The organism is Cognatiluteimonas telluris (genome assembly GCF_011320095.1).
Taxonomy (GTDB): Bacteria; Pseudomonadota; Gammaproteobacteria; order Xanthomonadales; family Xanthomonadaceae; genus Cognatiluteimonas; species Cognatiluteimonas telluris.
The window spans coordinates 272,723-293,482 of sequence record NZ_JAANOY010000002.1; the positions used below are offsets into that span (position 1 = coordinate 272,723).

Consider the following 20,760-nt stretch of genomic DNA (forward strand, 5'->3'; position numbering starts at 1 on the left):
CGCAGGCGACGCCCGGGGTGCAGGACCTAGCCGCGCGACGCCAGCTGCGACAGCCGCTGCACCGCAACCGATGCGGTCGGATAGTCGAGCGTCTTCTGCGCAGCCAGCTCGGCCAGCATCGACAACGTGAACCGCAGCGACGCATCGTCGCGCTGCAGCCAGCCTTGGACTTTCGCATCGGGCGTGGTGCCCGGCATCGCCAGCACCTGCTGCACCAGCGCGCGCTGCTGCGCGGCCAGTTCGTCGCGCAGCACGCCGCGGGCGACCGCATGCCAGCGGCCCTCGACCGGCAACGCGTCGATCTGCGCCAGCAGCCACGGCACGTTGAGCGCTTCGCCGAGGCGGAAATGAACGCGCGCCACGTCGATCGGCTTGAGCCTGCGCTCGCGCGCGACCTCGATGATGTCCGGGCAGGACTCCAGGTACGGCAGCGCCGCCAGCTGGCCACCGAGTTCGGACGGCACGCCCTTCTGCTTCCACTCGCGGATGCTCTCCTCGTAGGCCGGGCGCTGCGCGGGCGGCAGGATGCTCTCGCCGGCGCGGATCTCGCGGAAACCGTCGTGGTAACGATCCACGGCAGTGGAGATGTCGGGGATCGCACCCGGGCGCGACAGCAGCCAGCGCGTGAACGAGCGCTGCAGGTTCCAGATCACCTGCAGGGCGTCGATCTGCACCGATTCGGCGACCTTGCCGTCGAGCGCGTCGATCTGCGCCCACAACTGCCGGGCATCCAGCGTTTCGCGGGTGATGGTGTAGGCCTTGGCGACTTCACCGGGCGTACGGCCGGTGTCTTCCTGCATGCGCAGCAGGAACGTCGCGCCCATCCGGTTGATGGTGGAGTTGGTGACCGCGGTGGCGATGATCTCGCGCTTGAGGCGATGGTGCTCCATCGCCTTGGCGTACTTCACCTGCAGCGGCTCGGGGAAGTAGCGGATCAGCTCCTTCGACAGGTACGGGTCCTCCGGCACGTCGGACACCAGCAGCTGCTGGAAGGCGACGAGCTTGGAATACGACAGCAGCACCGCGAGCTCCGGCCGCGTCAGCCCCTGCCCGCGCGCCTTGCGCTCGGCGATCTCGGCGTCGGACGGCAGGAATTCGATCTGCCGGTCCAGCAACCCCTGCGACTCCAGCGTGCGGATGAAATGCTGCTTGGAACCCAGCCGGCTCAGGCTCATCCGCTGCATCAGGCTCAGCGCCTGGTTCTGGCGGTAGTTGTCGTTGAGCACCAGCGCGGCGACTTCGTTGGTCATCGACGCCAGCAGCGTGTTGCGCGCCTCGTAGGTGAGCTTCTTCTTCTGCACCTCGCCGTTGAGCAGGATCTTGATGTTCACCTCATGGTCGGAGGTGTCCACGCCGGCGGAGTTGTCGATGAAGTCGGTGTTGAGCAGCACGCCGTGCTGCGCCGCCTCGATGCGCCCGAGCTGGGTGAAGCCGAGGTTGCCGCCCTCGCCCACGACCTTGCAGCGCAGCTCGCGGCCGTCGACGCGCAGGGCGTTGTTCGCTCGGTCGCCGACGTTGGCATTCGTCTCCGTGCTGGACTTGACGTAGGTGCCGATGCCGCCGTTCCAGAACAGGTCGACCGGCGCCTTGAGGATGGCGTTCATCAGTTCGGCCGGGCTCATCGCCGCGATGCCGGCGTCGATGCCAAGCACCGCCCTGGCTTCCGGCGTGAGCGCGATCGACTTGGCCGAACGCGGGTAAACCCCGCCGCCCTTGCTGATCAGCGCCTTGTTGTAGTCCTCCCACGACGAGCGCGGCAGCTTGAACATCCGGCTGCGCTCCTTGAACGAAGCCGCCGCATCCGGGTCGGGATCCAGGAACACATGGCGGTGGTCGAACGCCGCCACCAGCCGGATGTGTTTGGACAACAGCATGCCGTTGCCGAACACGTCGCCGGACATGTCGCCGATGCCGACGCAGGTGAAGTCTTCCTTCTGGGTGTCGCGGCCCATCGCGCGGAAGTGGCGCATGACCGACTCCCACGCGCCCTTGGCCGTGATGCCCATGGCCTTGTGGTCGTAGCCCACCGAGCCGCCGGATGCGAAGGCGTCGTCGAGCCAATAGCCGTGCGCCCGCGCGATCGCGTTGGCGATGTCGGAGAAGGTCGCCGTGCCCTTGTCGGCGGCGACCACGAGGTACGGATCGTCGCCGTCGCGGCGCAGGACATGCTGCGGATGCACGACCTCACGACCGACCAGGTTATCGGTGATGTCGAGCAGGCCGTTGATGAAGCGCTGGTAGCAGGCGATGCCTTCGGCCAGCCACGCATCGCGATCCACCGCCGGGCTCGGCAGCTGCTTGCAGAAGAAGCCGCCCTTGGAACCGACCGGCACGATGACCGTGTTCTTGACCATCTGCGCCTTGACCAGGCCCAGCACTTCCGTGCGGAAATCCTCGCGCCGATCCGACCAGCGCAGGCCGCCGCGCGCGACCGGGCCGAAGCGCAGGTGCACGCCTTCCACGCGCGGACCATAGACCCAGATCTCGCGATAGGGACGCGGCTTGGGCAGGTCCGGCACCAGTGCCGAATCGAGCTTGTAGCTGACGTAGTCGCGCGGCCCGCCATCGGCGCGCGCGATGCCGAGCACGTTGAGGTAATAGCTGGTGCGCAGGGTCGCGTCGATCACGCCGATGAAGCTGCGCAGGATGCGGTCTTCGTCCAGGCTCGATACGCGGTCCAGCATGCCCAGCAATGCGGCGCGGGTGGCTTCGACCTGGCGCTCGCGGGTGGCGGCGCGCGCCTCGACCACCGGCTTGAGCGCGGCGAGCATGGCGGCATCGCCACCGGTCAGCGCCTCGAACTGCCGCTGCAGGCGCTGCATCCCGTCCTGGATGACGGCCTTGCCCTCGCTCCCCGTGGCCGGATCGAAGCGCGCCTCGAACAGTTCCACCAGCAATCGCGCCAGCACCGGGTAATGCGACAGCGTCTGCTCGACATAGGCCTGCGAGAACGGCACGCCGACCTGCTGCAGGTACTTGCAGTACGCGCGCAGCATCGCGACCTGGCGCCATGACAAGCCGGCGCCGAGGATCAGGCGATTGAAGCCGTCGTTCTCGGCCTGGCCGCGCCACAACTGGGCGAAGGCTTCCTCGAAATTCTCGTCGACGCGGGTGACGTCGAGATTGCCGCGCAGGGATTCGACCTCGAAATCCTGCAGGTAGGCGATGCGCTCGCCGATCTCGAGCCGGTAGGGATGCTCGGCCATCACCCGCAAGCCCATGTTCTCCATCATCGGCAGGATGTCGGACAGCGGGATGTCGTCGCCAAGCCGATAGAACTTCAGCCGCAGGCTGTCGTCCTCGCGCCGGTACAGGCTGATGCGAAGGTCGTCCGCCCCGGAAAGCGCGGCGAGCGATTCGACATCGTCGGCGGCCGCGGCAGGGGTGACCTGCTCCAGGTAGCCGGCGGGCAAGGCGCGGCCGTAGAGGTTGGCCAGCTTCAGGCCCTGCTCCTCGCCATGGCGGGCGAGCAGCTGCTCGCGCAGGTCGTCGTGGCGGTTGCGGACGATCTCCGCCAGTTCGGCTTCGAGCTCGGTGGTGTCGATGTCGACGACCTCGCCGCTGCGCGGGCGCACGATCATGTGCAGCTGCGCCAGCGGCGACTCACCCACCTGCACGGTGGTGTCGACGCTTTCGCCATGCAGCTCGCGCTTGAGCATCACCTCGATGCGGGTCCGGATTTCGGTGTTGAAGCGATCGCGGGGGATGTAGGCCAGCGCCGAGAAGAACCGGCCGTAGCGGTCGCGGCGCAGGAACAGCTTGCTGCGCACGCGCTCCTGCAGGCCGAGGATGCCGCTGGCGGTGCGCAGCAGTTCCGCCTCGTTGGACTGGAACAGCTCGTCGCGCGGCAGCGTCTCGAGGATGTGGCGCAGCGCCTTGCCGCTGTGGCCGGACGGGTTGAGGCCCGACTGCTCCATCACGTATTCGTGGCGGCCGCGCACCAGCGGGATTTCCCAGGGCCGGCGGTTGTAGGCGCTGGACGTGTACAGGCCGATGAAACGCTGCTCGGCGACAGGCTTGCCCTTGGCGTCGAACTTCAGCACGCCGATGTAATCCATGTACCCCGGGCGATGCACGGTGGCGCGCGCGTTGGTCTTGGTCAGGATCAGCGCATCGACCGATCCCGACTGCGGCATGTAATGCGCGGCCAGCGACTTCAGCGTGCGGGGCTTGCGGGTGTCCTTGCCGCGCAGCAGGCCCATCCCGGAGGATTCGAGCGGGCACAGCACCTCGTCGCTGCCCTTCCCGGTGACTTCGTATTCGCGATAGCCCAGGAAGGTGAAGTGGTCGTCGGCCGCCCAGCGCAGGAATTCCTGCGCCTCGGCGCGACCGGCGTCGGACACCGGCATCTTGCGCGTCGCCAGTTCGTCGGCGACTTCGAGCATCCGCGCGCGCATGCAATCCCAGTCGGCGACGATCGCGCGCACGTCGTCCAGCCGCTGCTGGATGGTGTCGATGATCCCCGCCATGGCTTCGGCCGGCTGGCGGTCGATCTCCAGGTGGATCAGCGACTCCGGTGTGCCTTCCCCGACTTCGAGCAGGCGCCCGGCCCTGTCGCGCGTGAACTTCAGCACCGGATGTCCGAGCACGTGGACACCGATGCCGTGTTCGGCCAGCGCCATGGTCACCGAATCGACCAGGAACGGCATGTCGTCGTTGACGATCTGCACCATCGTGTGCGGCGACTCGAGACCGTGCTGCTTCAGGTTGGCGTTGAACACACGCACTTTCGCCGTGCCCGGCTTGCGCACGCGCGCAAGATCCAGGAAATCCGCGGCCAGCGCCGCCCACGCATCGGGCGAGTGATGGGCGAACTCCTCGGCGCTCATCCGCCGGTAGAAGATCTTGGCGAAGGCTTCCGCCTGCGCCTGCTGCTCCTTCGGCACGCGCTTGCGCAGCGCGGCGAAGACCTGGACGAGGGACACGCCGTCGCCGTCGCCGGGGGTGGCGACGCGGATCGTTTTCTTGGTTGCGCTCATGGAAAGGGTCGGTCCATTGCGGATGTGGGGGTTCCGGTCCAAGGCCCGCGAGTGCGGGCCGCTGCGTCAGCGCAGCCCGGTTTCTTGTCGCGCGATCACCAGGCGCTGGATCTCGCTGGTGCCTTCGTAGATCTCGGTGATCTTGGCGTCGCGGAAATAGCGCTCGATCGGCATTTCCTTGGAATAGCCCATGCCGGCGTGGATCTGCACGGCCTGGTGGGCGATCCACATCGCGGCTTCGGACGCGGTGAGCTTGGCGACCGCGGCCTCGGTGGTGAAACGCTCGCCCTGGCCCTTGAGCCAGGCCGCGCGCAGCGTCAGCAGCAACGATGCGTCGAGCTTGCACTTCATGTCGGCGATCTTGGCCTGCGTCATCTGGAACGCGCCGATCGGCTGGCCGAAGGCCTTGCGCTCCTTGACGTAGGCCAGCGTCGCCTCGTAGGCGGCGCGCGCGATGCCGATGGCCTGCGAGGCGATGCCGATGCGGCCGGCGTCGAGCACGCCCATCGCGATCTTGAAGCCCTGCCCTTCGACACCGAGGACGTCTTCGGCAGGCGCGACGTAATCCTCGAATTCGATCTCGCAGGTGGCCGAGGCGCGGATGCCGAGCTTGGGTTCGGTTTTGCCGCGATGGAAGCCCGGGCGCGTGGTGTCGATGAGGAACGCGGTGATGCCGCGCGCGCCCTTGTCCGGATCGGTCATCGCGAACAGGACGATGTATTTGGCGACCGGCCCGGAGGTGATCCAGCTCTTCTTGCCGTTGATGACGAAGCTGCCGTCGGCCTGCTTCACCGCGCGGCAACGCATCGCGGTCGCATCGGAGCCGGATTGCGGCTCGGTCAGCGCGAAGGCGCCGATTTCCTTGCCCTCGGCGATCTCGCGCACGTACTTCTGCTTCTGGGCTTCGGTGCCGTGGGTGAGGATGCCGTTGCAGAAGAGCGAATTGTTGACCGACATGATGGTCGAATGCGCCGCATCGGCGGCCGCGATTTCCACCATCGCCAGCACGTAGGCGATCGGATCCATGCCGGCGCCGCCGTATTCGGCCGGCACCTCGATGCCCATGAGCCCGTTTTCACCGAGCAGCCGGATGTTTTCCAGCGGGAATTCGCCGCTGCGGTCGAAGTGCTCCGCGGTCGGCGCGATCTTTTCCTGCGCGATGCGCCGGGCCACGTCCTGGATCAGCAGCTGTTCTTCGGTGAAACGAAAATCCACGCCGGCACCTCGAGAGGAAATCGGAGCCCGGCATTGTAGCGGCTGTGCAGACCCTGGACCGCGCGTCGCCAGGGCGGGGCCGTCGCCTTCTGGTGCGCAAAGCCTCGCTTGCCGCAGGCTTTCGTGCAGAGCGAGGGAAAGATTCCCCTTTGCCGCTTCCGGCGCGCGCGGCTTCTCCCGTACCCTTGCCGCCGGAAACGCGCGCCGGCGGAAGCGGGCGCACGCCGACGCCGTGGATGATTCGGCCACACCTGGGCAGCCGATGCGCGGTGCTGCCCCGGCCTTCCCCCACGGGCCTCCTTGACGCAGGCCCCCTGCCCGGCGTACTTTCTATCGCTGAATCGCGATGGAAAGATATTCATGGATCTCGAAGGCTGGTCCAATCGGCTGCGGGTGTTTGCCGATGCCACCCGGGTCCGCCTGCTGAGCCTGTTGACCGGTGAGGAACTCACCGTCGCCGAGCTGTCCGCGATCACCCAGCTGGCGCAGCCACGCGTGTCCACCCACCTGGCCAAGCTGAAGGAAGCCGGCCTGGTGCGCGATCGCCGCTCCGGCGTGTCGGCCTATTACCGCTTCGAAGAAAGCGCGCTGGATCCCGCGCAGCGGGCCCTGTGGCATTCGATCAGCAGCGGCAGCGACGATCCGCTGCTGCGCCAGGATGCCGAGCGCGTGCCCGGGGTGCTGGCGATGCGCGCTGCCGACCAGAACTGGGCCGACTCGGTCGCCGGCGACATGGAGCGGCATTACTCACCCGGGCGCACCTGGGAAGCCCTGGCACGCACCGCGCTGCCGCTGCTCGAACCGGGCGACGTGCTCGACATTGCGTCCGGCGACGGCGTGCTCGCAGAACTGCTGGCGCCGCATTCGCGCCGCTATGTCTGCATCGACACCAGTGCGCGCGTGGTTGCCGCGGCCGCCGAACGCCTGCGCCGCTTCGCCAATGTCGAAGTGCGCGAAGGCGACATGCATGCCCTGCCCTTCGACGACGGCAGTTTCGACCTGGTGGTGCTGATGCATGCGCTCACCTATGCCAGCAAGCCGGCACAGGCCGTGGCCGAAGCCGCACGCGTGCTACGCCGGGGCGGCCGGTTGCTGCTCAGCAGCCTGGCCCATCACGAGCATCGCGCCGTGGTGGAGGCGTTTGGCCACGTCAACCTTGGCTTCAGCGACAAGGAGCTGCGGCGCTTTGCCGAGAAATCCGGATTGAGGATCGCCACCTGCGAAACCGTCACGCGCGAGCGGCGGCCACCGCACTTCGAGGTGATCTCGCTGATCGGGAGCAAGCCATGAACACGCTTCCGTGGCTGCATCCAACCCGCGTCGCGCTACTGCAGGCGGCCCTGGGCGAGCGCATCCTCGTCATCGACGGCGCGATGGGCACCATGATCCAGCGCCACGAGCTGCAGGAGGCGGACTATCGCGGCGAGCGTTTCGCCAACGGTTACGACACGCTCTTCGCCCGGCAGGGCGCGACGCACGCGGCCGGCTGCGACTGCGCGGCACACGCCACCGACGCCCACGACCAACGCGGCAACAACGACCTGCTGACCTTGACGCAACCGACGCTGATCCGTGGCATCCACGCCGCTTACCTGGATGCCGGCGCGGATCTGATCGAGACCAACACCTTCAATTCGACGGCGATCTCGCTGTCGGACTACCACCTGCAACACCTGGTGCGGGAGTTGAACGTCGAAGCCGCCCGGCTGGCACGCCAGGCCTGCGACGTCGCCGAGGCGCGCGATCCGTCGAAGCCGCGGTTCACCATCGGCGTGCTCGGCCCGACCAGCCGCACGGCCTCGCTGAGTCCGGACGTCAATCGCCCCGGCTTCCGCGCGATCAGCTTCGACGAGCTGGCGGCCGCCTATCGCGAAGCCGCCAGCGGATTGATCGATGGCGGCAGCGACGTGTTGATGGTGGAAACCATCTTCGACACCCTGAACGCCAAGGCGGCGTTGTTCGCGATCGAGGACGAGTTCGAAGCGCGTGGGGGCCGCTTGCCGGTGATGATTTCCGGCACGATCACCGATGCTTCCGGCCGCACGCTGTCGGGACAGACGGCCGAAGCCTTCTGGTATTCGTTGCGGCATGCGCAGCCGCTGTCGATCGGCCTGAACTGCGCGCTCGGCGCGAAAGACCTGCGTGCGCATGTCGACATCCTGTCGCAGGTGGCCGATGTCCATGTCAGCGCCCACCCGAATGCGGGGCTGCCCAATGCCTTCGGTGGCTACGACGAAACACCGGAAGACATGGCCGGAATGCTGCGTGAGTTCGCCCAAGCAGGACTGTTGAACCTCGTCGGCGGCTGTTGCGGCACCACCCCCGGGCACATCGCCGCGATCGCGGGAGCCGTGCGTGGATTGCCGCCGCGACGGATTCCCGCCCTGGAAGCACCCGCGCTGGGCGCGGCCGCCTGACGAGCAGCACATGAACCGCGACGCCACCCTTCCCCGCCAGACCCGGCTCAGCGGCCTGGAGCCGCTGCAGATCACCGCGCAAAGCAACTTCATCAACATCGGCGAGCGCTCCAACGTCACCGGCTCGGCGCAGTTCAAAAAGTTGATCCTGGAGAACCGCTACGACGAAGCCGTTGCCGTCGCGCGCCAGCAGGTCGAAAGCGGGGCGCAGGTGATCGACGTCAACATGGACGAGGGCATGCTCGACTCGGAGAAGGCGATGGTGGAGTTCCTGCACCTGATCGCCGCCGAACCGGACATCGCGCGCGTGCCGGTGATGGTCGACAGCTCGAAGTGGACGGTGATCGAAGCCGGGCTGAAGTGCCTGCAGGGCAAGGGCATCGTCAATTCGATCTCGATGAAGGAAGGCGAAGCGGAATTCCTGCGGCAGGCGCGGCTGGTGCGCCGGTATGGCGCGGCGGTGGTGGTGATGGCGTTCGACGAGGACGGCCAGGCCGATACCGCGCAGCGCAAGGTCGAGATCTGTTCGCGCGCGTACCGGCTGTTGACCGACGACATCGGGTTCCCGCCGGAAGACATCATCTTCGACCCGAACATCTTCGCCATCGCCACCGGCATCGAGGAGCACGACAACTACGCGGTCGACTTCATCGAAGCGGCGCGCGAGCTGCGGCGGCGATTTCCGTTCAGCCATATTTCCGGTGGCGTCTCCAACGTCTCGTTCTCGTTCCGCGGCAACGAGCCGGTGCGCCAGGCCATCCACGTCGTGTTCCTGTACCACGCGATTCGGGCCGGCATGGACATGGGGATCGTCAATGCCGGCGCCCTGCCCCTGTACGACGACCTCGACGTGGACCTGCGCCAGCGGGTCGAGGACGTGGTGCTCAACCGCCGCCGCGACGCGACCGAGCGCCTGCTCGAGATCGCCGACCGCTACAAGGGAAAGAAGGGCGAGAAGAAGGTCGAGGACCTGGGCTGGCGCGAACGCCCGGTGCGTGCGCGACTGAGCCATTCGCTGGTGCACGGCATCGACCAGTGGATCGAGGTCGACACCGAGGAGGCGCGGCAGTTGTCGCCGCGGCCGCTGGATGTCATCGAAGGCCCGCTGATGGACGGCATGAACGTCGTCGGCGACCTGTTCGGCGCTGGCAAGATGTTCCTGCCGCAGGTGGTGAAGTCCGCGCGCGTGATGAAGAAGGCCGTGGCCTACCTGCTGCCCTACATCGAAGCCGAGAAACTGCGTACCGGCGACACCGGCAAGTCCAACGGCAAGATCGTCATGGCGACGGTCAAGGGTGACGTCCACGACATCGGCAAGAACATCGTCGGGGTGGTTCTGGCCTGCAACAACTTCGAGGTCGTCGACCTGGGCGTGATGGTGCCGGCACAGACCATCCTCGATCGCGCGCGCGCCGAGAACGCCGATCTCATCGGCGTGTCGGGCCTGATCACGCCGTCGCTGGAGGAGATGGGCCACGTCGCCCGGGAAATGCAGCGCCAGGGATTCACGATCCCGCTGCTGATCGGCGGCGCGACCACCTCGCGTGCGCACACGGCGCTGAAGATCGACCCGCACTACAAGTCGCCGACGGTCTGGGTGAAGGACGCCTCGCGCGCGGTGGGCGTGGCGCAGTCGCTGATCAGCGCGGACCTGAAGGGTGCCTTCGTCGCCGCCAACGATGCCGACTTCGCCGAGATCCGTACCCGCCATCGCAACCGCGGCGACGCCAAGCGGCTGGTGTCGCTGGCGCATGCGCGCGGGCAGCGTTTCGATGGCGGCTGGGCCGATTACACGCCGCCCGTGCCCCGGCAACCCGGGATCACGGTCTTCGACGATTACCCGCTGGGCGACCTGGTCGAGCTGATCGACTGGACCCCGTTCTTCAATGCCTGGGAACTGGCCGGGCGCTATCCAGCCATCCTCGACGACGCGATCGTCGGCGCCCAGGCACGCGAGCTGTTCGGCGATGCGCGGGCGATGCTGCGGCGGATCGTCGATGAAAAGTGGCTGACCGCCAAGGCGGTCGTCGGCATCTGGCCGGCGAACAGCAGCGGCGACGATGTCGAGGTCGCCTTCCCCGCCGGTGAAGCGCGTGCCACGACAACGCTGCACTTCCTGCGCCAGCAGGTGGACAAGCCCGCCGAACGACCGGATTTCTGCCTGGCCGATTTCATCGCACCGAAGGAATCCGGGAAGCAGGACTGGATCGGCGCCTTCGCCGTCACCGCCGGGCTGGGCATCGAGCCGCACATCGCGCGTTTCCAGGCCGATCACGACGATTACAACGCGATCCTGCTCAAGGCACTGGCCGATCGCCTCGCCGAGACGCTCGCCGAACGGATCCACCAGCGGGTGCGCAAGGAGCTCTGGGGCTACGCGGCCGATGAGGCGCTGGATGCCGGGCAGTTGATCGGCGAGGCCTATCGTGGCATCCGCCCCGCTCCGGGCTATCCGGCGTGTCCGGAACACAGCGAGAAGGCGACGCTGTTCCGGATGCTCGATGCCGAGACCAACGCATCGATGGAGCTGACGGAAAGCTTCGCCATGCTGCCCGCGGCGGCGGTGTGCGGCTATTACTTCAGCCATCCGCAGAGCCAGTATTTCGTCGTCGGCCGGGTCTCGAAGGAACAGGCCGCCGACTATGCGCAGCGCAAGGACGCCAGCCTGGCCCAGGCCGAACGCTGGCTGGCATCGAACTTGGATTACGACCCGGAGTAGCGCACCCCGAACCCGCTCTTCGCTTGCCAGCGCTGGCGACGTTGCGCGCCAACATCGCTGCCATCAGTGCCCGCGCGCATGGCGCGCCGCTGCGAAGTCCTACCAGACCAGATCGTCCGGCACCTGGTATCGCGGATCGGCATAGGGATCGTCCGCCGCGGGCGCATCCGGGTCGACCTTCAGCGCGATTGCAGCGGGGAAGATCGTCTCGGCTTCTGCGAGCACGGCCGCAGCGACCAGCAGGTAACGGCCGTCGACCTGCACCACGCCGAGCTCCCCGGCATTGAGCGCCTTGAGCTGGGCTTCGGTGACGTGGATGCGCTTGATCTTGCCGCCGTAATCGAAATGCCTGGCGATCTCGGCCGTGGGATCGTTGAGGGCCTTGTCCTTGATGAAGTCGCCGAGCCTGGCCTTGGCTTCGCGCCGCTGCCGGGCCTGTTCCTGCTTCAGTCGCTCCGCTTCGATGCGTTCGTCCTTCTCCCGCTGGGCGCGGATCGCGTACGCCTTGGCAAGGTCGATGTCCTCGCGACTGCGCGGCTGGCCGTGCGGATGCCGGTTGGCGGGATTGGGCGCCTTGCCGGGCGACTTCGCGGCGCCACGCGGGTTGCCCTGCGCGGGCCTGGCGCCGGACGACGGACGCCCGGCCGGGCGCGCTGGCGAACGGTTGTCCGGCGCGCGGGCGGAAGGCGCGGGACGCGGTTGCGGCTTGCGTTCGGGTTTCGGTGCGGGCTTGAAGCCAAGACCGAGCAACTGGTCGCGAAGGGAGTCGGTCATGCGGGCGGCGACGGGTTCCGGTCGTTCATTCTGGTCAGTAATGCGGTGGCGGGGGCTCGGCGGCGGGATCGGCGAAGAACTCGCCGCGCGATTGCTTCATGTCGTCCAGCGCCCGGCGCAGCAGCTCGGCATTGCGCGCGGCCTCGATGCGCGACGCGGCCAGCGCGTCGCTCATCTCGGCCAGGGCATGTTCCTGGAACGCAAGCCTGGTTTCCAGTTCCGTCAGTCGCTGCTCCAACGACATCACGGGCGCTGCGCGATCCATCAGGCGTCCGCGCCGATGGCGATCGAGCGACCGCGACCGATGCCGTAATACGCGATGTCGGCCGCTTCCACGTCCGCCGGTGCGTAGAGGTTGCGGCCGTCGAAAACCACCGCGTCGCGCAGGCGTCCGCGCAGCCTGCCGAAGTCCGGGCTGCGGAACTGCTTCCATTCGGTCACCACGACCAGCGCGTCCGCGCCGTCGAGCGCGTCGCTGGCGCTGTCGCACAGCACCAGGTCGTCACGCTGGCCGAAGATCCGCTCCGCCTCCTTGCGTGCTTCAGGGTCGTAGGCGCGCACGGTCGCGCCGGCTTCCCACAGTTGCGGCAGCAATCGCCGGCTGGAGGCCTCGCGCATGTCGTCGGTATTGGGCTTGAACGCCAGGCCCCAGACCGCGAAGGTCCTGCCGCGGATGCCCTTGTCGCCGTAGTGGCGCTGGATGAGTTCGAACAGGTGCCCCTTCTGCGCGTCGTTGACCGCTTCGACCGCGTTGAGCAGCCGCGATTCGTAGCCCATCTGCTGCGCGGTGCGCGCCAGCGCCTGCACGTCCTTCGGGAAGCACGAACCGCCGTAACCGGCGCCCGGATAGATGAAGTGCCAGCCGATGCGCGGGTCCGAGCCGATGCCCTGTCGCACCATCTCGATGTCGGCCCCGACGCGCTCGGCGATGTTGGCGATCTCGTTCATGAAACTGATCTTGGTCGCCAGCATCGCATTGGCGGCGTACTTGGTCAGTTCGGCGGCGCGCACGTCCATGGTGACGATGCGGTCATGGTTGCGGTTGAACGGCGCGTACAGGCGCTTGAGCTTTTCGATCACCGCGGGGTTGTCGGCGCCGATCACGATCCGGTCCGGGCGCATGCAGTCCTCGACGGCGGCGCCTTCCTTGAGGAACTCAGGATTGGAGACGACATCGAAGGCGATGTCCGCGCCACGCGCCGCCAGTGCCTTGGCGATCGTCGCGCGCACCTTGTCGGCGGTGCCCACCGGCACGGTCGACTTGTCGACCACCACCGCCGGACGCTCCAGGTGTTCACCGATGGTCCGTGCGACCTTCAGCACGTACTGCAAGTCGGCGCTGCCGTCCTCGTCCGGCGGCGTGCCGACCGCGATGAAGACGATCTCGCCATGGCCGATCGCCGCCTTCGCGTCGGTGGTGAACTGCAGCCGGCCCGCGGCATGGTTCTCCTTGACCATGGGTTCGAGCCCGGGTTCGAAGATCGGGATGATGCCGCGATCGAGTCCCGCGACCTTGGCCGCATCGATATCCACGCAGACCACGTCATGGCCGACTTCGGCCAGGCAGGTACCGGTGACCAGGCCGACATAACCGGTCCCGAAAATGGTGACGCGCATGCACTCTCCTCGTTGATAGCCTGGAAACGAAGACGCCGGCGACGACTGCCGCCGGCGTCACAGGCCAGAGAGTTTATTTGCCGCCCTGTTTAGCGATGTCAAGAAGCTCGACTTCGAACACCAGCGTGGCGTTGGGCGGGATCGGGCCGCCCGGCGTGCCCTTGTCGCCGTAGCCCAAGCTGGCCGGGATCCAGAACTTGTACTTGCTGCCGACCGGCATCAGCGCGATGCCTTCCTGCCAGCCCGGAACGACCTGCTGCAGCGGGAAGGTGGCCGGCTCGCCGCGATCGTAGGAGCTGTCGAAGGTCTTGCCATCGAGCAGCGTGCCCTTGTAGTTGACGCTGACGGTATCGGCCGCGGTGGGCTTGGGACCCTTGCCTTCGGTGATCACCTGGTACTGCAGGCCCGACGCGGTGGTATGCACCCCCGGCGCCTTGGCATTCTTGGCCAGGAACGCCTCGCCGGCCGCCAGGTTGGTCTTGGCGTCGGCCGCCATCTTGGCGATCTGCTTGGCCTGCATCTTCTGCGAGAAATCCTGCGCGATCTGCGCGGCCTGCTGGTCGGTGAGCAACAGCTTCTGGCCGGCGAGCGAGGCACGGATCGCCTTGGTCAGCACGTCGACGTCGATCTCGTCCTTGGCCATGTCCAGCTGCTTGCCCATGGCCATGCCGATCATGTAGCTGACCTGGTCCTTTTCGGTGGGCAGGCCGGGGATCGCCTTGGCATCGGTGGTCTTGCCGGCAGCGGTTACGGCGGTGTCCTTGTCGGCCGATTTGTCGCCAGGTTTGCACCCGGCCGCCAGGACCGTCAGTGCGGCGGCGGTGAGGACCATGGCGGGGATGCGCAGGAAAGGCTTCATTGCTGGGGAGACTCCATGGTTCGGTGGGGCTGCCCGCGCAGTGCGCGCGGGCAAGGGGATGGTGGTTCCGCGAACGGGATTACTGGATATCCAGCAACTCGACATCGAACACCAGGGTGGCATTGGGACCGATGGGGCCACCCGGGGTTCCCTTGGCGCCGTAAGCGAGGGCCCCGGGGATCCAGAAACGATACTTCGAGCCCACCGGCATCAGCGCAACGCCCTCCGTCCAGCCGGGAATCACCTGGTCGAGCCCGAAATCGACCGGCTGGCCGCGGTCGTAGGAACTGTCGAACACGGTGCCGTCCAGCAGGGAGCCCCGGTAGTTGACGCGTACATGGTCGGTGACCGCCGGGCGCGGACCCGATCCCTGCCTCAGGACCATGTACTGCAGGCCCGAAGGCGTGGTGAAGACACCCTTGACCAGCTTGTTCTTCGCCAGGAAGGCAGCGCCTTCGGCCTGGTTCTTCTGGCCCTCGGCGGCCGCCCTGGCCTGCAGCTTGCCCTGCATGCGCTGGCTGAAAGCCTCCAGCACCGCCTTGGCATCGGCATCGGCAAGCAGCGGCTGGCCATCCGCCAGGACAGTGCGAACGGCCTGGATCAGCACCGGCAGTTCGATCTCGCCCTTGATCGGTACCAGCGAGGGTCCGACCATCAATCCGCCGACGAGCTGGCCGACCTTCGCCTCGTCGACCACGGGTGGAGGCGTCCCCGGAGCACTGCCGGGAGCCGCCTTGCCGTCGCGTGCGGCGACGCGCGCGCGCAACGCGGCGTCGGTGGCCTTGGCCTGCGCTTCGGTCAGCGGCGGTGGGTTACCGGCGAACGCGCCCCGGATCGCCTGTTCGAAGGTGGCGATGTCCATGTCCTGCCCGACCGGCTTGATCGAGTGGCCCACGTCGAGACCGATCGCATAACTGACTTTGTCGCGATCGCTGTCGAGCACGGTCTTCTCCTGGGCCAGGACTGTCGAAAAAGCGGCAAGGCACAACACCGCGGCCAGGCCGCGCGCGGAAAACTTCATCGTGACACTCCAGTGGTCGCGCCCTGCCGGCGCCAAACCACGCATTGTCGCCATCCTCGCCGGGTCGAGCAACGCCGGAACCTTGAATGCCCCCCGATCAAGGCGGTGTCTGCGTGCTGCCCCGCGGGCCCTTCTCACCCCTGCCATCAGTTGGGGTCGGGACGCTTGACCTTACGTGTGGTGGTGTTATAGTTGCATACAACACCAGTTACCCCGGGCAGGACACTCGCCATGAACCGCAAGCTCCAACACTCCATGCTGGCCTTGTCGACCACCTCCGCCGTGTTCGCCGTGCTGCTGCTGGCGGGTGGCCCGACGACGACACTGTCGCAGGCGAGCCACCAGGCGCTGTCCGCCGATGACGCCGTGATCGGCACGCCGCCCCTGGTCGCCGACCCTGCGCCCGGTCCGGGCCAGCGCCATCACCTGAGGCGCTCGCGCGCGCTGCTCGCGCTGCCCTACTTCTCATTTGCGCAGGGACTGCGCGGCAACCGGAGCTGACCGATGACCGCAGTCACGTGGAGCGACGGCGCTCCCATCTACCGCCAGCTCAAGGAGCGCGTCATCGCGATGATGCTCGATGGCGTCCTCAAGCCCGGCGACGCCCTGCCCTCCGTGCGCCAGGTCGCCGCCGAATACCAGCTCAACCCGATCACCGTCTCGCGCGCCTACCAGGAGCTCGCTGACGAAGCACTTGTCGAAAAACGCAGAGGACTGGGGATGTACGTCACCGAAGAGGCATCAAGGAAGCTGCTCGCCAGCGAGCGGGAGCGCTTCCTGCGCGAGGAATGGCCGCTGGTCCTGGAGCGCATCCAGCGCCTTGGGCTGTCGGCAACCGACCTGCTCAAGACCGGGGGTGAGAAGTGAATGCCGCCAACCAAGCGACGGCGCCGGTGATCCGCGCCCGGGGCCTGCGCAAGGCTTACAAGAACAAGCTCGCCCTCGACGGCACCAGCTTCGAGGTCGCGCCCGGTCGCATCCTGGGCCTGATCGGTCCCAACGGCGCTGGCAAGACCACCGCGCTCAAGGCGATCCTGGGGTTGATCCCGTTCGAGGGCCAGCTGAGCGTGCTTGGCCGCGACCCGCGCACAGAGCGCGACGAGCTCATGAACGATGTCTGCTTCATCGCCGACGTGGCCGTGCTGCCGCGCTGGATGCGGGTGCGCGAGGCCATCGAGTTCGTCTCCGGCGTCCATCCGCGCTTCGATCGCGGTCGCTGCGAGCGCTTCCTGCACGGCACCCAGCTCAAGCCGCAGATGCGGGTGCGCGAAATGTCCAAGGGCATGATCGTGCAATTGCACCTGGCGTTGGTGATGGCGATCGACGCCCGCCTGCTGGTGCTCGACGAGCCGACCCTGGGCCTGGACATCCTCTATCGCAAGCAGTTCTACCAGCGCCTGCTGGAAGACTATTTCGACGAGCAGAAGACGATCATCGTCACCACCCACCAGGTCGAGGAGATCGAACACATCCTCACCGACGTGATGTTCATCCGCGACGGCCGGATCGTGCTCGATGCGCCGATGGAGGACCTCGGCGATCGCTACGTCGAAGTGCTGGTCAACGCCGAGCAGCTCAATGCCGCCCGCGCGCTGCAACCGGTCGACGAACGCGCCCTGCCGTTCGGCAAGACGGTGATGCTGTTCGACGGCGTACCCCAAGCTCAGCTGGCCGCATTGGGTGAAACCCGCACTCCGGGCCTGGCCGACCTGTTCGTCGCCACGATGAAAGGAACCTACGCATGAACGCAATCGCCTCCACCTCAGAGAACCGATCGCAGGCGTCGGTCGCCCCGCCGCACGCCACCCACAAGTTCGCACTGATGCTCAGGCGCGAGTTCTGGGAGCACAAGGGCGGGTTTTTCTGGGCTCCGATCTGGGCCGGCGGGATTTCGCTGATGCTGACGGCAATGGCCGCCATCACCGGCGAGGTGATGCTCCGCCGCGCGCACAACCTGGGCGACGTCAATGTCGGCAACAGCCACATGTCGATCAACGGGCTGGACCTGGGCATGCTGACCTCGAAGATGAGCCCCGAGGACATGCGCCAGATCGGTGGTGCGGTGGATGCCAGCCTCTTGGTCAGTTCGCTGTGGCCCTTCATCGCGATGATGTTCGTGGTGTTCTTCTACTGCCTTGGCGCGCTCTACGACGAGCGCAAGGACCGCAGCGTGTTGTTCTGGAAGTCGCTGCCGCTGTCCGACCGCGACACCGTCCTGTCCAAGGTGGTGAGCGCCGCGGTCGTGGCCCCGGCGATCGCCTCGATCGCGGCGCTGCTGACGATGTTCGGCTTCCTACTGCTGTCCAGCGTGATCGTGCTGGTGCATGGCGGCAATCCGGTCCAGTTGCTCTGGAGCCCGGGCAGTCCGCTGTCGCTCGCCGCGCAATTCATCGCCGCGGTCCCGGTCTACGCCCTGTGGTCGCTGCCGACCGTGGGCTGGCTGCTGCTGTGCTCGGCCTGGGCGCGCAGCAAGCCGTTCCTGTGGGCGCTGATGATCCCCGCGTTCGCCGGCATCATCGTCAGCTGGTTCGACATCATGAATGTCTTCAACCTGGAGTCCTCCTGGTTCTGGAAGAACATCGTCGCCCGCATGCTGTTCAGCACGGTGCCCGGCAGCTGGTTCAACGTCGCCCATTTCGGGAAGATCGACACCGATGGTCCGCAGGCGATCACCCAGGCGCTGAACCTGCAGTCGATGTACTCGGTGTTGCTGACCCCGCAGCTGTGGATCGGCGTCGCGGCAGGCGCATTGATGATCTTCGCCGCGATCCGCCTGCGGCGCTGGCGCGACGAAGGCTGAGCGGCCCTGGTCCGCCCGGGCCATGCTCCGGGCAGTACGCACGCCAATCCCGACTCCAACCTCAACCCAAGTGTCACGAGGACCCCATGACCAAGACCTCCACCCTGCTCCTGGCACTGTCCTTCGTTGCCGTGCTGGGCGCCTGCGATCGCGCACGGGCGCCGACAGCGACGCCGGCCGCGGCGACAACCGGCGGCACCCATCCCGAGACGATGCTCGGTCGCGCGGTCGAGTCCGCGATGACCAAGGCCCGGCATGAGTTGGAGACAAGCGACCTGGATCTGGGCGGTGGCTCGGATGTCAGGCTCGGGGCCGGCCACCACTTCCGCATCGGCAGTTCCAGCGACGGCAGCAGGGCGAAACTCACGCCCCGGGGCGACCTGATCGTGAACGACAAGCCGGTCCCGGTGACGCAGGAGCAGCGGGCCTTGCTGCTCGACTATCGCCGCGAGGTGATCGGCGTGGCGGAAACCGGAATGGCCATCGGCGTCCAGGGTGCGGATCTCGCGGGCAAGGCCGTGCTCGGCACGATTTCAGGGCTGCTGCATGGCGATGCGGACGAGACCGGCGACCGCTTCGACGCTGAAGGCGATCGCATCGAAGCCCAGGCCATGCAGATCTGCACCCAGTTACCCGCCATGCTCGCGACCCAGCAGCGGCTGGCCGCGTCGCTGCCGGCATTCAAGCCGTTTGCCAACATGACCCAGGAGGACATCGACGACTGCAGGAAGGACGGCGCCTCGGTGACGACGGCCGAGCGCGGCAAGATCCGCGACGAGGTCCGCCAGCAGGTGCGTGAGAACGTCCGCGGCACCATCCGGGATGTCCTGCGCCATCGATCCGGCGATGAAACCACCGCAGACGACACCGCCACCAGAGACCCGGCGGCGACACCCGCGCACTGACGCCACCGCCGGGCTACTCCGCGCCGGATTCATCGTCAGTCACCGGATCCAGGCACTGGAGACGCCTCCCCCGTCAACGCCACAGGGTCCAGCAGTCTGCGCAAGTCGTTGTCCGGAAGCCCGCTCATCTCCCTCGCGACTTCCAGGATCGGCCGTCGTTCGGCATAGGCGCGCTTGGCGATCGCCGCCGCTTTCTCGTAACCGATGAGTGGATTGAGTGCCGTCACCAGGATCGGATTGCGATCCAGCGCCGCGGCGACCCGATCCTGGCGGACCTTCAATCCGGCAATCGCCTTGTCGGCCAGCAAGCGCATCGCATTGGACAGCAGCCCGATCGAATCCAGCAGATTGCTGGCGATCAACGGCAGCATCACGTTGAGCTGGAAGTTGCCGCTGGCGCCGGCAACGGTAATCGCCGTGTGGTGGCCCATCACCTGCGCACAGACCATGCACAGCGCTTCAGGAATCACGGGGTTCACCTTGCCGGGCATGATCGAGCTGCCGGGTTGCAACGCGGGCAACTCGATTTCGCCCAGTCCGGCCAGCGGGCCCGAATTCATCCATCGAAGGTCGTTGCCGATCTTCATCAGCGCCACGGCCAGCGCATTGAGTTGGCCCGACAACTCGACCGCATCATCCTGCGTCGCCAGGCCCTCGAACTTGTTGTCGGCCGATTCGAACTTCGTCCCCGACAACGACGACAAGGCCTTCGCCATCGCCTTCCCGAAGCGCGGGTCGGCGTTGATGCCGGTGCCGATCGCGGTGCCGCCGATCGGCAGTCGCCGCAGGCGCTTGAGGCTGTCCTCGATGCGCGCCTGCGCCGACTGCAGCTGCGCGGCCCACGCACCGAACTCCTGCGCGAAGGTCAACGGCATCGCATCCATCAGGTGGGTGCGGCCAGTCTTGGTGATCCGCTGCAGCGAGCGGGCGCGACGCTCGATGGTCGTGCGCAGGTGCTTCAGCGCCGGCAGCAACTGCTCCACCGCCGCCAGCTGCGCGGAGACGCGGATGGCGGTTGGAATCACATCGTTGGAGCTCTGCCCGAGGTTGACATCGTCATTGGGGTGCACCTTGCTCCGCGCGCGGGACGCCAGTGTCGCGATCACCTCGTTGGCGTTCATGTTGCTTGAGGTGCCCGATCCGGTCTGGAACACGTCGATCGGAAACTGCGCGTCGTGTTCGCCGACAGCGACCGCCAGCGCCGCCTTGCCGATCGCGGCCGCCTGCGCCTGCGGCAGCAATCCGAAACCTGCATTGACCTCGGCCGCCGCGGCCTTGATCAGGCCCAGCGCACGAATGAAGCCGCGCGGCAGCGGGCGCCCGGAAATCGGGAAGTTGTCGACCGCGCGCTGGGTCTGTGCGCCCCAGAGTGCATCCGCCGGCACCTGCAACTCGCCCATGCTGTCGTGCTCGGTGCGGAAGGTCTTGCGCGCAGCTGTGGCCATGATGGGTTC

The 20,760-nt window shown here is 67.0% G+C and carries 16 protein-coding genes; 8 read left to right on the top strand and 8 right to left on the bottom strand.

The genetic code is table 11. The annotated features are described in order from the left end of the window. Window positions 1-26: 26 nt before the first annotated feature. Window positions 27-4,979 (bottom strand): NAD-glutamate dehydrogenase, encoded by a 4,953-nt coding sequence (locus G7B67_RS02930; RefSeq protein ID WP_166207538.1) that lies wholly within the window; start codon window positions 4,977-4,979, stop codon window positions 27-29. Window positions 4,980-5,045: 66 nt separating this feature from the next. Next, a complete protein-coding gene (locus G7B67_RS02935) occupies window positions 5,046-6,215 on the bottom strand; it encodes an acyl-CoA dehydrogenase family protein (protein WP_425482404.1) in 1,170 nt (389 codons plus the stop codon). Window positions 6,216-6,554: 339 nt separating this feature from the next. Between G7B67_RS02935 and G7B67_RS02940 the strand changes: the two genes are divergently transcribed. Genes G7B67_RS02940 through metH form a run of 3 tightly spaced genes read left to right on the top strand, consistent with a single transcriptional unit; the run spans window position 6,555 to window position 11,330 of the window. Continuing rightward, window positions 6,555-7,484 (top strand): ArsR/SmtB family transcription factor, encoded by a 930-nt coding sequence (locus G7B67_RS02940; protein ID WP_166207544.1) that lies wholly within the window; start codon window positions 6,555-6,557, stop codon window positions 7,482-7,484. Next, window positions 7,481-8,611, top strand: coding sequence for a homocysteine S-methyltransferase family protein (locus G7B67_RS02945; RefSeq protein WP_166207547.1), 1,131 nt, complete (start codon window positions 7,481-7,483; stop codon window positions 8,609-8,611). The genes G7B67_RS02940 and G7B67_RS02945 overlap by 4 nt, the downstream gene beginning before the upstream one ends. 10 nt (window positions 8,612-8,621) lie before the next feature. Next, window positions 8,622-11,330, top strand: a complete 2,709-nt coding sequence (gene metH / locus G7B67_RS02950) for a methionine synthase (RefSeq protein ID WP_166207550.1) — start codon at window positions 8,622-8,624, stop codon at window positions 11,328-11,330. Window positions 11,331-11,429: 99 nt separating this feature from the next. Here the strand turns inward: metH and G7B67_RS02955 are convergent, their stop codons facing one another. The 5 genes from G7B67_RS02955 to G7B67_RS02975 form a co-directional block, all read right to left on the bottom strand. After that, window positions 11,430-12,104: a DUF2058 family protein gene (locus G7B67_RS02955; RefSeq protein ID WP_166207553.1), complete on the bottom strand. Its 675-nt coding sequence runs from the start codon at window positions 12,102-12,104 to the stop codon at window positions 11,430-11,432. 34 nt (window positions 12,105-12,138) lie between these two features. After that, window positions 12,139-12,369, bottom strand: coding sequence for a SlyX family protein (locus G7B67_RS02960; RefSeq protein WP_166207556.1), 231 nt, complete (start codon window positions 12,367-12,369; stop codon window positions 12,139-12,141). Then, complete coding sequence (locus G7B67_RS02965; protein WP_166207559.1) at window positions 12,369-13,721, bottom strand: UDP-glucose dehydrogenase family protein; 1,353 nt, start codon at window positions 13,719-13,721, stop codon at window positions 12,369-12,371. The genes G7B67_RS02960 and G7B67_RS02965 overlap by 1 nt, the downstream gene beginning before the upstream one ends. A gap of 73 nt (window positions 13,722-13,794) precedes the next feature. Continuing rightward, the gene (locus G7B67_RS02970; protein ID WP_207780856.1) at window positions 13,795-14,580 is read right to left on the bottom strand and encodes an FKBP-type peptidyl-prolyl cis-trans isomerase; all 786 of its coding nucleotides are present in this window, start codon (window positions 14,578-14,580) and stop codon (window positions 13,795-13,797) included. A 79-nt stretch (window positions 14,581-14,659) separates the two neighbouring features. After that, complete coding sequence (locus G7B67_RS02975; RefSeq protein ID WP_166207562.1) at window positions 14,660-15,601, bottom strand: FKBP-type peptidyl-prolyl cis-trans isomerase; 942 nt, start codon at window positions 15,599-15,601, stop codon at window positions 14,660-14,662. Window positions 15,602-15,832: 231 nt separating this feature from the next. Here G7B67_RS02975 and G7B67_RS02980 point away from each other — a divergent pair, with 231 nt between their 5' ends. The 5 genes from G7B67_RS02980 to G7B67_RS03000 all read left to right on the top strand — a co-directional run bounded on the left by G7B67_RS02980 (window position 15,833) and on the right by G7B67_RS03000 (window position 19,306). Next, window positions 15,833-16,102 (top strand): hypothetical protein, encoded by a 270-nt coding sequence (locus tag G7B67_RS02980; RefSeq protein ID WP_166207564.1) that lies wholly within the window; start codon window positions 15,833-15,835, stop codon window positions 16,100-16,102. A gap of 3 nt (window positions 16,103-16,105) precedes the next feature. Continuing rightward, the gene (locus tag G7B67_RS02985) at window positions 16,106-16,468 is read left to right on the top strand and encodes a GntR family transcriptional regulator (protein WP_166207567.1); all 363 of its coding nucleotides are present in this window, start codon (window positions 16,106-16,108) and stop codon (window positions 16,466-16,468) included. Next, complete coding sequence (locus tag G7B67_RS02990) at window positions 16,465-17,346, top strand: ABC transporter ATP-binding protein (protein WP_166207570.1); 882 nt, start codon at window positions 16,465-16,467, stop codon at window positions 17,344-17,346. Before G7B67_RS02985 ends, G7B67_RS02990 begins: the two co-directional genes overlap by 4 nt. A gap of 77 nt (window positions 17,347-17,423) precedes the next feature. Further along, entirely contained in the window at window positions 17,424-18,401 is a 978-nt protein-coding gene (locus tag G7B67_RS02995; protein ID WP_166207718.1) for an ABC-2 transporter permease, read from the top strand. An 86-nt stretch (window positions 18,402-18,487) separates the two neighbouring features. Further along, a complete protein-coding gene (locus G7B67_RS03000) occupies window positions 18,488-19,306 on the top strand; it encodes a YggN family protein (protein ID WP_166207573.1) in 819 nt (272 codons plus the stop codon). 35 nt (window positions 19,307-19,341) lie between these two features. Here G7B67_RS03000 and G7B67_RS03005 read toward each other — a convergent pair whose 3' ends face one another. Beyond that, window positions 19,342-20,751: a class II fumarate hydratase gene (locus G7B67_RS03005; RefSeq protein WP_166207577.1), complete on the bottom strand. Its 1,410-nt coding sequence runs from the start codon at window positions 20,749-20,751 to the stop codon at window positions 19,342-19,344. Window positions 20,752-20,760: the final 9 nt, after the last annotated feature.

Coding starts and splice junctions, on each gene's coding strand:
- G7B67_RS02955 (WP_166207553.1), bottom strand. CDS start 12,104: ATGACCGACTCCCTTCGCGACCAGTTGCTCGGTCTTGGCTTCAAGCCC.
- G7B67_RS02970 (WP_207780856.1), bottom strand. CDS start 14,580: ATGAAGCCTTTCCTGCGCATCCCCGCCATGGTCCTCACCGCCGCCGCA.
- G7B67_RS02940 (WP_166207544.1), top strand. CDS start 6,555: ATGGATCTCGAAGGCTGGTCCAATCGGCTGCGGGTGTTTGCCGATGCC.
- G7B67_RS02965 (WP_166207559.1), bottom strand. CDS start 13,721: ATGCGCGTCACCATTTTCGGGACCGGTTATGTCGGCCTGGTCACCGGT.
- G7B67_RS02930 (WP_166207538.1), bottom strand. CDS start 4,979: ATGAGCGCAACCAAGAAAACGATCCGCGTCGCCACCCCCGGCGACGGC.
- G7B67_RS02985 (WP_166207567.1), top strand. CDS start 16,106: ATGACCGCAGTCACGTGGAGCGACGGCGCTCCCATCTACCGCCAGCTC.
- metH (WP_166207550.1), top strand. CDS start 8,622: ATGAACCGCGACGCCACCCTTCCCCGCCAGACCCGGCTCAGCGGCCTG.
- G7B67_RS02960 (WP_166207556.1), bottom strand. CDS start 12,369: ATGGATCGCGCAGCGCCCGTGATGTCGTTGGAGCAGCGACTGACGGAA.
- G7B67_RS02975 (WP_166207562.1), bottom strand. CDS start 15,601: ATGAAGTTTTCCGCGCGCGGCCTGGCCGCGGTGTTGTGCCTTGCCGCT.
- G7B67_RS02945 (WP_166207547.1), top strand. CDS start 7,481: ATGAACACGCTTCCGTGGCTGCATCCAACCCGCGTCGCGCTACTGCAG.
- G7B67_RS03000 (WP_166207573.1), top strand. CDS start 18,488: ATGACCAAGACCTCCACCCTGCTCCTGGCACTGTCCTTCGTTGCCGTG.
- G7B67_RS02995 (WP_166207718.1), top strand. CDS start 17,424: ATGCTCAGGCGCGAGTTCTGGGAGCACAAGGGCGGGTTTTTCTGGGCT.
- G7B67_RS02980 (WP_166207564.1), top strand. CDS start 15,833: ATGAACCGCAAGCTCCAACACTCCATGCTGGCCTTGTCGACCACCTCC.
- G7B67_RS03005 (WP_166207577.1), bottom strand. CDS start 20,751: ATGGCCACAGCTGCGCGCAAGACCTTCCGCACCGAGCACGACAGCATG.